Genomic DNA, 12735 nt, shown 5'->3' on the forward strand with positions numbered 1-12735 from the left:
CATCCCCAGGCGCTTACTTGAGTAAGTAACTGGGGTGAGCGAGTGCCAGGTAACAACGCTGCGGCTCGAAAGGCGACGGGAATGCGCCTGTTATTTGGCCAGCCAAAGTTGCAAATGTTCGGCCACCGGTCCCAGCGCCAGCGCCGGTACGAAGGTCAATGCGCCCACCAGCAGCACGGTGCCGATCAGCAGACCGATAAACAGCGGCCCGTAGGTTGGCAGAGTACCGTTGCCCGCCGGCTGACGTTTCTTCGCACACAGCGAACCGGCAATGGCCAGCACCGGCAGGATCACCCCAAAGCGGCCGACGAACATGGCGAAGGCCAGCAGCAGGTTATAGAACGGCGTATTGACGCTCAGGCCGGCAAAGGCGCTACCGTTGTTGTTGGCGGCGGAAGACAGCGCATACAGCACTTCGCTGAAGCCGTGCGCGCCCGGGTTAAGGATGCCAGCACGACCGACATCGGTGGCGATGGCCAGCGCAGTGCCCAACAGCACCAGCGTCGGCGTGACCAGGATCGCCAGAGCGGTCATTTTCATGTCGTAGACGTCGATCTTTTTGCCCAGGTATTCCGGTGTGCGCCCGATCATCAGCCCGGCAATAAACACCGTCAGCAGGACGAACAACAGCATGCCATACAGGCCCGAGCCCACACCGCCAAACACCACTTCGCCAATCTGCATCAGCCACATCGGCACCATGCCGCCCAGCGCGGTGAAGGAGTCATGCATCGCATTGACCGCACCGCAGGACGCCGCGGTGGTCACCACCGAGAACAGGCTGGTGGCGAGAATGCCAAAGCGCGACTCCTTGCCTTCCATATTGATGTTGCTGGCACTGCCCAATTCGCCCAGATGAGGGTTACCCGCCAGTTCGGCGAACATCACCACCACCACGGCAACCACGAAGATCAGCGCCATCGCCCAGATCAGCGCGTGGCCCTGGCGGTTTTCACCGGCAACCTGACCGAAAGCAAAACACAACGCGCAGGGGATCAGGAAGATCGCCAGCATTTGCACAAAGTTGGTCAGCACGGTCGGGTTTTCGAACGGGTGAGCCGAGTTGGCGCCGAAGAAACCGCCGCCATTGGTGCCGAGCATCTTGATCGCTTCCTGAGAGGCCACTGGCCCCATCGGCAGCGTCTGCTGCGCGCCTTCCAGCGTGTTGATGTGCAGGTAGGGCAGGAAGTTTTGCAGCGTGCCCTGGCTGACGAAGAACAAAGCGATCAACAGCGAAATCGGCAGCAGCACATACAGCGTCACGCGGAACATATCGATCCAGGCGTTGCCGATAGTGGCGCTGGAACGACGGGTGAAGGCGCGGATCAACGCGAAGGCCACGGCGATACCGGTCGCGGCGGACAGGAAGTTCTGCACCGCCAGGCCGGCCATTTGGCTGAGATAGCTAAGAGTGCTTTCACCGCTGTAGGCTTGCCAGTTGGTGTTGGTGACAAAGCTGACCGCGGTATTGAACGCCAGATCCCAGGACAGGCCGGGGAAGCCCTGCGGGTTAAGCGGCAGCGAGCCTTGTGCCATCAGCAACGCGAACAGCAGCACCAGACCGAGCAGGTTAAACCACAGGATCGCCAGTGCGTATTGCCACCAGTTCATTTCGGCGGGGGTTGTGCCACAGCAACGCCAAATGCCGGCTTCCAGCCGACGCAGCGCCGGCAGCGGCTCTCCTTCAATCAGGCGTGCCAGGAAACCGCCCAGCGGTCGCGCCAGCAGCAGAAGCACCAGCAGGAAGCTGGCAATCAATAAAAAGGCTGAAGCTGCCATCAGAAATCCTCCGCATTGAACAGGGCATAAACCAGATAGCCCAACAGCAGCAGAACCAACAGCGCACCACCAATAACGCTGATACTCACGGGACACCTCCAGAGGTGTAGTTTTTGATAGAGCGAGTGTAGGGAGGGCGGTAGAAAGAAGATGAAAAAATAGCGTTGGCCGGTGTAAAAAAAGTATAAAAATGGCTGAAATTACAGCAGAAAATGGCTTTTTAGCCTCGATTTTGGGGGGCGTAGCGCGATTGGACTCCTGTTTGGGGGCGTGAAGATGAAGGTTTGCGTAAACAGGGCGTAAATAACCACAATGTAACCAATGGTTAGTTAATTATTAACCTTGATGTAACAAAATTACGGATTAGGCGAATTATTTGCGATTTTTTGTGCGATTCAGTGGTCGGATGAGTAGTAAACTTTCATCAATTGCGCTAAAATTTTGTCCAGTTACCAAATGGTCTTGTTTCTATTGTTTACGCCAGCGCTGTTTCGCAGTAAATCAACGGCCAGGCGTTTTTGAGGAGGTTCGCATGTCTACTTATCACGCTTATTCATTGCATCGGATTCTCCTGCGCCGCAGCGCAGTGATCCTGGCAGGTGTGTTGGCTTTACCGGTAATGCTGTTCCGCAGCGACCGCGCCCGTTTTTACAGCTATTTGCACCGCGTCTGGTCAAAAACCAGCGATAAGCCGGTCTGGCTGCAACAGGCGGAACTGGCGTCCTGCGATTTCTACTGATCGCAGCTTGCCCCAACGAAAACCCTCGCTTTCCAGCGGGGGTTTTTTTATGGCTGCGGTTCGGGCATGGTGTCGATAGCGTTCGTGTCATAGCGCGAATTCTTCTACACTTTTAGTCACATCCAACGCTGCGGGAGCCTATCAATGAGTGACAAAATTCCAGTCGGTATCAGCGCTTGCCTGCTTGGCGAGACGGTGCGTTTTGACGGCGGCCATAAACGGCTGGCCTTTGCGGTGGAACAACTGGCCCCTTTTGTGCGGTTTGAGCCGATTTGCCCGGAAATGGCCATCGGTTTACCGACCCCGCGCCCGGCGCTGCGGTTGATCAAAAAACAACATCACGTGGCACTGCGCCACAGCAATGACGATAGCATTGACGTAACCGAGCGGATGCAGCAGTTTTCCGAGCAGCGAATCGCCGCTTTGCAGCACCTGTGCGGCTACATTGTTTGCGCCAACTCGCCAAGCTGCGGCATGGAGCGGGTCCGTCTGTATGATGAGAACGGTAGCGGCGCGCGTAAAAGTGGCGTCGGATTGTTCACCGCCGAGCTACTGCGGCAAATGCCCTGGCTGCCGGTGGAGGAGGACGGGCGGCTGAACGACGCCACACTGCGGGAAAACTTTGTCGAACGCGTTTATGCGCTGTATGAGTTAAACATGCTGTGGCGTAAAGGCCTGAGCCGCGGCGGCCTGATCGCCTTTCACAGTCGCTATAAGCTGTCGCTGTTGGCGCATTCGCAGCAGGAATACCGGGAGCTTGGGCGTTTTGTGGCGGGCATCGATAAATGGGATTCGCTGGAAGCCTTCACCCTCGAATACCGCAGTCGCCTGATGAAACTGCTGGCGCACAAGGCTACCCGTCGTAACCACACCAACGTATTGATGCATGTGCAGGGCTATTTCCGCAATCATCTGAGCTCAGCGCAGCGCCAGGAACTGGCGCAGTTGATCGATCGTTATCGGCAGGGCGTGCAGCCGTTGTTGGCACCGATAACCCTGCTCAAACATTACATGGCCGAATACCCCGATCGTTATCTGGCCGACCAACGCTATTTCGAGCCCTATCCCGAGGCGCTGCGCCTGCGTTATGGCCACTGATTGACAAGGAGTTTTATGACCACGCATCTGGTCTGGTTGCGTAACGATTTGCGTATCACCGACAACAAAGCCCTGCACGCCGCCTGTAGCGATCCCGAAGCTCGGGTGATGGCGGTGTTTATCGCCACGCCGCAACAATGGCAGCAGCACCAAATGGCGCCACGTCAGGCGGCGTTTATCCATGCGGGTTTGCTGCAGGTGCAGCAGGCCCTTGCCGAGCGCGGCATTCCCCTTAGCTATCACCAATGCGACGACTTCTCAGCTGCAGTGGATTGGCTGGTGGCGTACTGCACACAGGAGCGGGTGGATGCGCTGTTTTACAATCGCCAGTACGAAATCAACGAGCGCCAGCGCGACCAACGGCTGGAACAGCGTTTAGCCGGGCAGGTGATTTGCCTGAGTTTCGACGACAGCCTGCTGCTGCCGCCGGGGAGCGTGCAAACCGGTGGCGGTGAAATGTACAAGGTCTATACGCCTTTTCGTAAAGCCTTTATCCAGCGTCTGACCGAATCCGACATCCGCTCTGTTCCCGCACCAAAACCGCGAGCCGGTGGCGCACTGCCCACCCCTGCGGTACCCGAGGCGTTCGATTATCCGCCGGCAGAGCCGAGCGGGGATTTTCCAAGCGGGGAAGAGGCGGCTTTGCAGCGATTACGTTCTTTTTGCCGGGAGCAGGTGCAAGACTATCTTAAGCAGCGCGATCTGCCGGCCATTGCCGGTACCAGCAGCCTGTCGCCCTATTTGGCGATTGGCGTGTTGTCACCGCGCCAATGCTTTAACCGCCTGCGTGCTGAATGCCCACAGGTGCTGGAAAATCCCGACGGCGGCGCTTTTAGCTGGTTGAATGAACTGATCTGGCGCGAGTTTTATCGGCATTTGATGGTGGCCTATCCTGCGTTATGCAAGCACCGTCCCTTTATCGATTGGACGGATAAGGTACGCTGGCGGAACGACCGTGAGCTGCTGCAGGCCTGGCAGCAGGGCGCCACCGGCTATCCGATCGTTGATGCCGCTATGCGCCAATTGAATAAAACCGGCTGGATGCATAACCGGTTACGCATGATCAGCGCCAGTTTTCTGGTGAAAGACTTACTGATCGACTGGCGCGAAGGTGAGCGCTATTTCATGTCGCAACTGCTGGACGGCGATCTGGCGGCCAACAACGGCGGTTGGCAGTGGGCGGCCTCCACCGGTACCGACGCCGCGCCGTATTTCCGCATCTTTAACCCGACCACTCAGGGCGAACGTTTTGATCCGCAAGGCACTTTTATCCGTAAATGGTTGCCCGAGCTGGCGGATGTACCGGACAATGCTATCCATCAACCCCATCGCTGGGCAGAACAACAGCAGCGCGTGCTGGATTATCCGCTGCCGATTGTCGACCACAAGCAGGCGCGGCTGGAAACGCTGGCGGCCTTTGAGGCGGCGAAGCGCGGGGAATATTAAGGCAACAGCAAGGAGCGAAATAATGATGAAAAAGGTGCTGGCCCTGTGCCTGAGCGGCTATTCAGCCCTGGCGCTGGCCGGTTTTGACGTGGTGGCGCTGGGCGTGGATGGCGGCGTCAGCGACGGCAATCTGACCTCTTATCTGATCCGCAGCGACAACCAACCGCAGTATCTGGCGCTGGATGCCGGCTCGTTGTTACCGGGTATCGCCAAAGGGCTGGAGAAGGGGAGTTTCCCGCAGGTGACCCCTGAACTGGCGGCTCCTTATACTCCGCAGGGTTATGTATTCCGCCAACTGATCGGCGCTTACTTTATCAGCCATGGTCATCTGGACCACGTGGCGGGGTTGATAATCGGTTCGCCGGAGGACAGCAAGAAGAATATCTATGCCCAGGCCGATACCATTCTGACCCTGCGCAATCATTACTTTAACTGGAAGGCCTGGCCCAACTTCACCGATTCCGGCAACGGATCGCGGTTGGGGACTTACCGGCTGCAAACCGTGCGCCCGCAGCAGCGTGTGACCCTGGGCGTGACCGGTTTGAGCGGCGTAATGTATCCGCTCAGCCACGATCGGTATCCTTCTTCGATGATGCTGGTCTCCGATCGCAGCGGCTCTTTCGCCTATTTCGGCGATACCGGCCCGGATGCGCTTGAGCAGTCGCGCAATCTGGACGGCGCCTGGCGCGCGTTGGGGCCGCTCATCGAGCAGAAAAAGCTGAAAGGCATGATCATCGAAAGCTCCTATCCCAACGAGGTTGAAGATAAAAATCTCTACGGGCACCTGACGCCGGCATGGTTGTTGAAAGAGTTGAAAAATTTGACCCAGTACAGTGGGGGAGAAGGATCGCTGAAGGATTTCCCGGTGGTCATCAGCCATATCAAACCCAGCTTGAAGCAAGGCCAAGATGTGCGGGCGACCATCAAGCAACAGTTGGAACAGGGCAACGATCTGGGCGTGAAATTTATCCTGATGGAACAGGGCGACCGCCAGACATTTTGAATTGAAGAGAGAATTTTTATGCGTAACCTCGATCTTGAAAAGTTGATCAACACCGAACTGAATACCGTCGCGTTTCAGGATTACGGCCCTAATGGGTTGCAGGTGGAAGGGCGGCCCCATGTGCAGCGTATCGTTACCGGCGTTACCGCCTGTCAGGCGCTGCTGGATGCGGCGGTGGAACACCAGGCCGACGCCGTTGTGGTACATCACGGCTATTTCTGGAAAAACGAGGCACCCTCGGTACGGGGCATGAAGCGCAATCGGCTGAAAACGCTGTTGAGCAATGATATCAACCTGTACGCTTATCACCTGCCGCTGGACGCGCATCCGGTGTTGGGCAACAACGCGCAGCTGGCGCATCAACTGGGCATTCGGGTGATTGGCGAAGTGGAACCGCTGGTGCCGCATGGCGAATTTGAGCAACCGCTGACCGGCGTTGAACTGCAGCAACGTATTGAGAGCCGCCTCGGGCGGGCCGTACTGCACTGTGGTGATAACGCCCCGGCGCATATCCGCCGTGTGGCCTGGTGCACCGGTGGCGGTCAGGGCTTTATCGATAGCGCCGCGCGATTTGGCGTCGATGCTTTCATTACCGGAGAGGTTTCTGAGCAAACCATTCACAGCGCGCGTGAAATGGGCATTCACTTTTTTGCCGCCGGGCATCATGCCACTGAACGCGGTGGCGTCAAGGCGCTGGGTGAATGGCTGGCTGAGCAGCATGGTTTTGATGTGACCTTTATCGATATCCCGAATCCCGCCTGATTTCCCTCCGAGGATCCAGCCCGGTTTATACCGAGGCTGAATCCTTTTAATAGCCTAATCCCTTATTTTCTCGAAGGTTGTTCTATTGACAGCCGGAGCGCTGTCGCGCATAACTGATGTGTTTTCATCGCGATAATAATAAGGAGAAAAGGGTGCAACGAGCACGATGTTACCTGTTAGGTGAACGCGCGGTAGTGCTTGAACTGTCGCCGCCGGTGACGCTGCCAAGCCAGCAGCGGATTTGGGCGCTGGCCGAAAAGCTGAATCATCATCCCGACGTGCGCGAAGTGGTGCCCGGCATGAACAACCTTACGCTGCTGCTTAAGACGCCGCAGGCCGACGCCGAAATGATGTTAGCGCTGTTGCAACAGGGATGGGACAGCGAGGAGATCCTGGTGCCGGAATCACGTCAGGTGGATATTCCGGTGATCTACGGCGGCCAGGACGGGCCCGATCTGGATGAGGTAGCGCGCCACACCGGCATGACTCCGCAGCAGGTGGTGGAGTGTCACTCCTCTGCGGATTACGTAGTCTATTTCCTTGGTTTTCAACCTGGTTTCTCCTACATGGGCGGCATGCCGGACAAGTTGGCAACCCCGCGCCGTGCCGAACCGCGCCTGTCGGTGGCGGCTGGCTCCGTGGGTATCGGTGGCAGTCAGACCGGTATTTATCCGCTGGTGACCCCCGGCGGCTGGCAGTTAATCGGCCGTACACCTCTGGCGTTGTTTAATCCCTATGAAATGCCGCCGACCCTGCTGCGCCCTGGCGACAGCGTGCGGTTTGTGCCACAGAAGGAGGGCGTATGCTGAAGATCCTGCGTGCGGGCATTTACACCACGGTGCAGGATTTGGGCCGTAACGGTTTCCGTCGTCTGGGCGTCAGCCAGGGCGGCGCGCTCGACGAACCCGCGTTGAGGATCGCCAACCTGCTGGTGGGTAACGATACGAATGCCGCCGGGCTGGAAATCACCCTCGGGCAATTTAGCGCCGAATTTACCCGGCCAGGCTGGATCGCGCTGACCGGCGCCGGTTGCGATGCGCAACTGGACGGCAAGCCGCTGTGGACCGGCTGGCGTTATCAGGTCAGTGCGGGCCAACAGCTGATGTTGAAAATGCCAAAACGTGGCATGCGCAGTTATCTGGCGATAGACGGTGGCATCGCCGTGCCGGAAATACTCGGTTCACGCAGCACCGACAACAAAGCCGCTTTTGGCGGGCTGGAAGGGCGTAACCTGCGAGATGGCGACTGCCTGCCGTTGGGAGCGGGGCGCGAATTGCAAAAGCAAAGCACCGGCGTGAAACAACTGTTGTTCAACAACCGTATCCGGGCCTTGCCGGGGCCGGAATATGACGAATTCAGCGAAGAGGCGAAAGAGTCTTTCTGGCGTACTGCCTGGCAACTGAGCCCGCAGAGCAACCGCATGGGCTACCGCTTGCACGGCAGCAGCGCGCTGAACCGTACCACTGAACGCGAAATGTTGTCGCATGGCCTGTTGCCGGGCGTGGTGCAGGTGCCGCATAACGGTCAGCCTATCGTGTTGATGGCCGATGCTCAAACTACCGGTGGTTACCCGCGCATTGCCTGCGTGATCGAAGCCGATCTCTATCATCTGGCGCAAATCCGTCTGGGCGAAGCTATCCACTTTGTACCCTGTACCCTGGCCCAGGCGCAGCGCGCCAAGGCCGAACAGGAGCACTTTATCCAACAGATTGCCTGGGGGTTAGATGAACGTTGACTTGAATGCCGATCTTGGTGAGGGCTGCGCTAACGATCAGGCGCTGCTGCAATTGGTCAGTTCGGCCAATATCGCCTGCGGTTTTCACGCCGGAGATGCGCAAACCATGCGCCAGTCGGTGCGTTGGGCGCTGCAGTACGGCGTGGCGATTGGCGCGCATCCGAGTTTTCCCGATCGCGAGAACTTTGGTCGTACCCGCATGCAGTTGCCGCCGGATACGGTGTATGCGCAGGTGGTGTATCAACTCGGTGCGCTGGCGGCGATCGCCCGTGCAGAAGGCGGGGTAATGGTGCACGTGAAGCCACACGGCATGTTGTACAACCAGGCGGCCGTGGAGCCGGCGCTGGCGGAAGCCATTGCCTGCGCGGTTAAAGCAGTCGATCCGGCTTTGCGCCTGGTGGGGCTGGCGGGCAGCGAACTGATCCGCGCCGGTGAAAAGCAAGGTTTGGCGACGCGACAAGAGGTCTTTGCCGATCGCGGTTATCAGGCCGATGGCACGCTGGTACCACGGGGCCAGCCAGGGGCTTTGATTACCAGCGACGAACTGGCGCTGGCGCAAACGCTGGAAATGGTACGCCACCATCGGGTTCGCACTCTGGACGGCACCTGGGCCGCTGTTCGGGCCGAAACCGTCTGCCTGCATGGCGACGGTGAACATGCGCTGGAATACGCGCGCACGCTGCGCCAACGTTTTGCCGTGGAAGGCATTAACGTCAGCGCAGAATAAAAATAATTAAACATACACAACACACAACACAATAATACCCAATGGATTTCGAGTCACCGCCAGGCAGCAAGGGGGGAAATCTCCAGGAGCTTACTTAAGTAAGTGACTGGCGTTTGCCCATGCAGCTAACAACGCTGTGGCTTGAAAGACGAGGGGAAAAGGAAGGCGCTATGGAACAGGTTGTTAACTTATGGCCACTGATTGGCATTGCCGCCATCGTGGTCGGGTTTGTTTTACGCTTTAACCCCGTGCTGGTGGTGATTGTCGCCGGCATTATCACCGGGCTGGCGGCATTGATGCCGCTGGATGTGATCCTGGAAAAACTGGGTGAGGGCTTCTTGAATACCCGTAACCTGCCGCTGATCCTGCTGCTGCCGTTGGCGGTGATCGGTTTGCTGGAACGCCACGGTTTGAAAGAGCGTGCACAGGCATGGATCGCCAAGATCAAAAGCGCCACCGCTGGACGTTTGTTGATCGTCTATCTGTTCGTGCGTGAAATTACTGCCGCCATGGGGCTGACCAGCCTGGGCGGGCACCCGCAAATGGTGCGTCCGCTGCTGGCACCCATGGCGGAAGGGGCTGCGGAAAACCGTTACGGTGAGCTGCCGGAGCGTACGCGTCACCGCCTGCGTGCCATGTCTGCCGCGACGGATAACGTCGGGTTATTCTTTGGCGAAGACATTTTTGTGGCCTTCGGCGCGATCATCTTCATGCACAACTTTATGCTGGAATCCGGCGGTATCCAGACCGAGCCGCTGCATATCGCCTTGTGGGGCATTCCCACCGCTATCTTCGCCTTCCTGATCCATGCGTTTCGACTTTACCGGATGGATAAGCAGCTCAGCGCTGAATTGTCGCAGCTTAATCAGGCGGCACTGCAGGCCAAAGGAGATGCCCAATGACTTTCCAACAACAATATCTCTATTGGCTGGCCGGCGTGGTGCTGCTGATTGTCGCCGTGATGTCGTTCCGCGATCGCGCCAACCCACGGCGTATTACCACCGGTTTGTTCTGGGCGTTGTACGGTGTGGTGTTCCTGGTTGGCGACTGGACCTATAGCCTGTTGGGCGACGTGCTGGGGGAGGGCAGCAACGAAAAACGCATGCTGCATATTATCGTCGGCGTGGTGGTCGTGGTGATGGCGTTGATCGCCGGCTTTGGCGGTGTGCGTCTGGGGAGCTATCATCAACGCACCCCACAGCAGCGCGAAGAGAGCGCGAAACGTCTGGGTAACCGGCTGTTTATTCCGGCGCTGGCCATCCCGGTGGTGACGGTGGTTGGCGTGCTGCTGTTCAACAATATTCCGGCATTGCAAACGGCGGTATTCGGCAGCGGTAACCACGCAACCTTGATTACTCTGTTCTCGATGACCGTCGGTTGTTTGCTGGGGTTGGTCATTGCGGTGAAAATGACCCATGAGAAAGCGCTGCAGCCGATTCAGGAAGCGCGCCGCCTGCTGGACTCCATCGGTTGGGCGTTTATTTTGCCGCAAATCCTCGCCACGCTGGGCCTGCTGTTTACCACCGCAGGCGTCGGTACCGCCATCTCTCATCTGACTCAAGAGTATCTGGCGGTGGATAACCGCTTTATCGCGGTGGCGGTTTATGCCATCGGTATGGCGCTGTTGACCATGGTGATGGGTAACGCCTTTGCTGCTTTCCCTATCGTCACCGCCGGTATCGGTATCCCGATCCTGGTGCTGCAACACGGTGGTAACCCGGCGGTGATGGCGGCCATCGGCATGTTTTCCGGCTATTGCGGCACGCTGATGACGCCAATGGCTGCTAACTTTAATATTGTACCGGCGGCGTTGCTGGAATTGCCGGACAAGAATGCGGTGATCAAGGCGCAGGTACCGACCGGGGTGCTGCTGCTGCTGGTGAACGTGTTCCTGCTTTATTTCCTGATGTTCCTTTAAGGAGAACGCATGCAAAAGGTATTGATCACGGGCTTTGAGCCCTTTGGCGGCGAGCGTGTTAATCCTTCGTGGGAAGTGGTAAAGCAACTCAATGATATGGAGCTTTCCGGCGCGCGCATTATTGCGCGCCAGCTGCCTTGCGTATTCGGCGCGGCGCTGGAAGCGCTCAATGAGGCGATTGATGACGTGCAGCCAGTGATGGTGTTAGCTATCGGCCAGGCCGGTGGACGGACTGACATTACGCTGGAACGCGTGGCAATCAATATCGACGATGCGCGTATTCCGGATAATCAGGGGCAGCAGCCGATAGACGAGCCTATCGTTGAAAAGGGGCCTGCGGCTTATTTCAGTACCTTGCCCGTCAAGGCTATGGTTGAGGCGATGCGTGAAGCGGGTATCCCTGCTTCGGTATCGCAAACGGCCGGCACCTACGTTTGCAACCATGTGATGTACGGCTTGTTGCACCGTTTGAGCAAACAACAGGCGATCAAGGGCGGATTTATTCATATCCCTTATCTACCGGAGCAGGCTGCCGCCCATCCTGGTGCCCCCAGCATGGCGGCAACCACGGTCCTGTTTGCGCTGGAATTGGCCGTTTCCATTGCGCTGCAGGTTGAACACGATTTGAAAGTCGTCGGTGGCGCGACGCATTAATCGCCGTTTTTACCCCGGCGCGGTTTGTCGCGTCGGGGGCTACTCAGGAGTGATTCTATGCCGGAAGGACCGGAGATTCGCCGGGCGGCAGATGCATTGGCAGAGGCGGTGATCGACCAGCCGCTGACCGACGTCGGTTTTGCCTTTCCCCAGCTTAAACACTATCGCGACAGGTTAATCGGTGAGCGGATCATTGCTATCGAACCGCGCGGCAAGGCGTTACTGACCCACTTTTCCAATGGGCTGACGCTTTATAGCCATAACCAATTGTATGGCGTGTGGAAGGTGGTGAACGCGGGGGAAACGCCGGAAACCAAACGGGATCTGCGCGTACGGCTGGAAACGGCGGAGCGGGCAATTCTGTTGTACAGCGCGTCAGATATTACCCTGGGGCCGCGCGAAGAAATTGAACAGCATCCGTTTTTGCAACGGATAGGCCCCGACGTGCTGGATATGACGCTGACGGAAACCGCGGTAGAACAGCGACTGTTGTCGCCGAGGTTTCGTCGCAGGCAACTGGGTGGCATGTTGCTCGATCAGGCGTTTCTCGCCGGGCTGGGCAATTACCTGCGCGCCGAAATTCTCTGGCAGGCCGAACTGGCACCGCAGCATAAGCCGCAGGATCTGTCACCGGAGGCTTTGCAACGGCTGGCAAAGGCCCTGCTGGCGGTACCGAGGCTGTCTTACCAGACTCGCGGGCAGGTGGATGAGAACCGTCATCACGGCGCGTTATTCAGTTTCAAGGTGTTTCACCGCAGCGGTGAACCCTGTGAACGTTGCGGCGCGATGATCGTCCGTACCTCGTTGTCGTCGCGGCCGTTTTATTGGTGTCCAGGCTGTCAGAAATAGCAAAAAAAAGCCGCCCATCGGGCGG

The 12735-nt window shown here is 57.8% G+C and carries 14 protein-coding genes; 12 read left to right on the forward strand and 2 right to left on the reverse strand.

Annotated features, from left to right (window positions below):
• Positions 1-90: 90 nt before the first annotated feature.
• Together kdpA and NR114_RS09565 are read right to left on the reverse strand one after the other, a co-directional pair.
• Positions 91-1779, reverse strand: coding sequence for a potassium-transporting ATPase subunit KdpA (kdpA, locus tag NR114_RS09560; RefSeq protein ID WP_116691005.1), 1689 nt, complete (start codon positions 1777-1779; stop codon positions 91-93).
• Complete coding sequence (locus NR114_RS09565; protein ID WP_004949718.1) at positions 1779-1868, reverse strand: K(+)-transporting ATPase subunit F; 90 nt, start codon at positions 1866-1868, stop codon at positions 1779-1781. Before NR114_RS09565 ends, kdpA begins: the two co-directional genes overlap by 1 nt.
• 443 nt (positions 1869-2311) lie before the next feature.
• On the opposite strand from NR114_RS09565, the gene NR114_RS09570 reads away from it, so the two are divergent.
• The 12 genes from NR114_RS09570 (at position 2312) to nei (ending at position 12710) form a co-directional block, all read left to right on the forward strand.
• Positions 2312-2518, forward strand: coding sequence for a YbfA family protein (locus NR114_RS09570; protein WP_020825658.1), 207 nt, complete (start codon positions 2312-2314; stop codon positions 2516-2518).
• Positions 2519-2662: 144 nt separating this feature from the next.
• Complete coding sequence (locus NR114_RS09575; protein ID WP_020825659.1) at positions 2663-3616, forward strand: 2-thiouracil desulfurase family protein; 954 nt, start codon at positions 2663-2665, stop codon at positions 3614-3616.
• A 15-nt stretch (positions 3617-3631) separates the two neighbouring features.
• Positions 3632-5062 carry a deoxyribodipyrimidine photo-lyase gene (phrB, locus tag NR114_RS09580; protein ID WP_234530517.1) on the forward strand — a complete coding sequence of 477 codons (1431 nt, stop codon included), beginning with the start codon at positions 3632-3634 and terminating at the stop codon, positions 5060-5062.
• 22 nt (positions 5063-5084) lie between these two features.
• Positions 5085-6065 (forward strand): MBL fold metallo-hydrolase, encoded by a 981-nt coding sequence (locus tag NR114_RS09585; RefSeq protein ID WP_020825661.1) that lies wholly within the window; start codon positions 5085-5087, stop codon positions 6063-6065.
• An 18-nt stretch (positions 6066-6083) separates the two neighbouring features.
• On the forward strand, positions 6084-6827 hold the full coding sequence (locus tag NR114_RS09590) for a type 2 GTP cyclohydrolase I (protein ID WP_048759466.1): 744 nt from the start codon (positions 6084-6086) through the stop codon (positions 6825-6827).
• Between the two features lie 152 nt (positions 6828-6979).
• The gene (gene pxpB / locus NR114_RS09595) at positions 6980-7636 is read left to right on the forward strand and encodes a 5-oxoprolinase subunit PxpB (RefSeq protein ID WP_020825663.1); all 657 of its coding nucleotides are present in this window, start codon (positions 6980-6982) and stop codon (positions 7634-7636) included.
• Complete coding sequence (pxpC, locus tag NR114_RS09600; protein ID WP_116691002.1) at positions 7630-8562, forward strand: 5-oxoprolinase subunit PxpC; 933 nt, start codon at positions 7630-7632, stop codon at positions 8560-8562. The genes pxpB and pxpC overlap by 7 nt, the downstream gene beginning before the upstream one ends.
• The gene (pxpA, locus tag NR114_RS09605; protein ID WP_256814051.1) at positions 8552-9289 is read left to right on the forward strand and encodes a 5-oxoprolinase subunit PxpA; all 738 of its coding nucleotides are present in this window, start codon (positions 8552-8554) and stop codon (positions 9287-9289) included. The genes pxpC and pxpA overlap by 11 nt, the downstream gene beginning before the upstream one ends.
• A 170-nt stretch (positions 9290-9459) precedes the next feature.
• Complete coding sequence (locus NR114_RS09610; protein WP_020825666.1) at positions 9460-10191, forward strand: DUF969 domain-containing protein; 732 nt, start codon at positions 9460-9462, stop codon at positions 10189-10191.
• Positions 10188-11207: a DUF979 domain-containing protein gene (locus NR114_RS09615; RefSeq protein WP_048759462.1), complete on the forward strand. Its 1020-nt coding sequence runs from the start codon at positions 10188-10190 to the stop codon at positions 11205-11207. Before NR114_RS09610 ends, NR114_RS09615 begins: the two co-directional genes overlap by 4 nt.
• A gap of 9 nt (positions 11208-11216) precedes the next feature.
• Positions 11217-11861: a pyroglutamyl-peptidase I gene (pcp, locus tag NR114_RS09620; RefSeq protein WP_020825668.1), complete on the forward strand. Its 645-nt coding sequence runs from the start codon at positions 11217-11219 to the stop codon at positions 11859-11861.
• A 57-nt stretch (positions 11862-11918) separates the two neighbouring features.
• Positions 11919-12710, forward strand: coding sequence for an endonuclease VIII (gene nei, locus NR114_RS09625; RefSeq protein WP_020825669.1), 792 nt, complete (start codon positions 11919-11921; stop codon positions 12708-12710).
• Positions 12711-12735: the final 25 nt, after the last annotated feature.

Origin of the sequence: Serratia sp. Ser99 (genome assembly GCF_024519545.1) — a bacterium.
Classification (GTDB): Bacteria; Pseudomonadota; Gammaproteobacteria; order Enterobacterales; family Enterobacteriaceae; genus Serratia; species Serratia liquefaciens.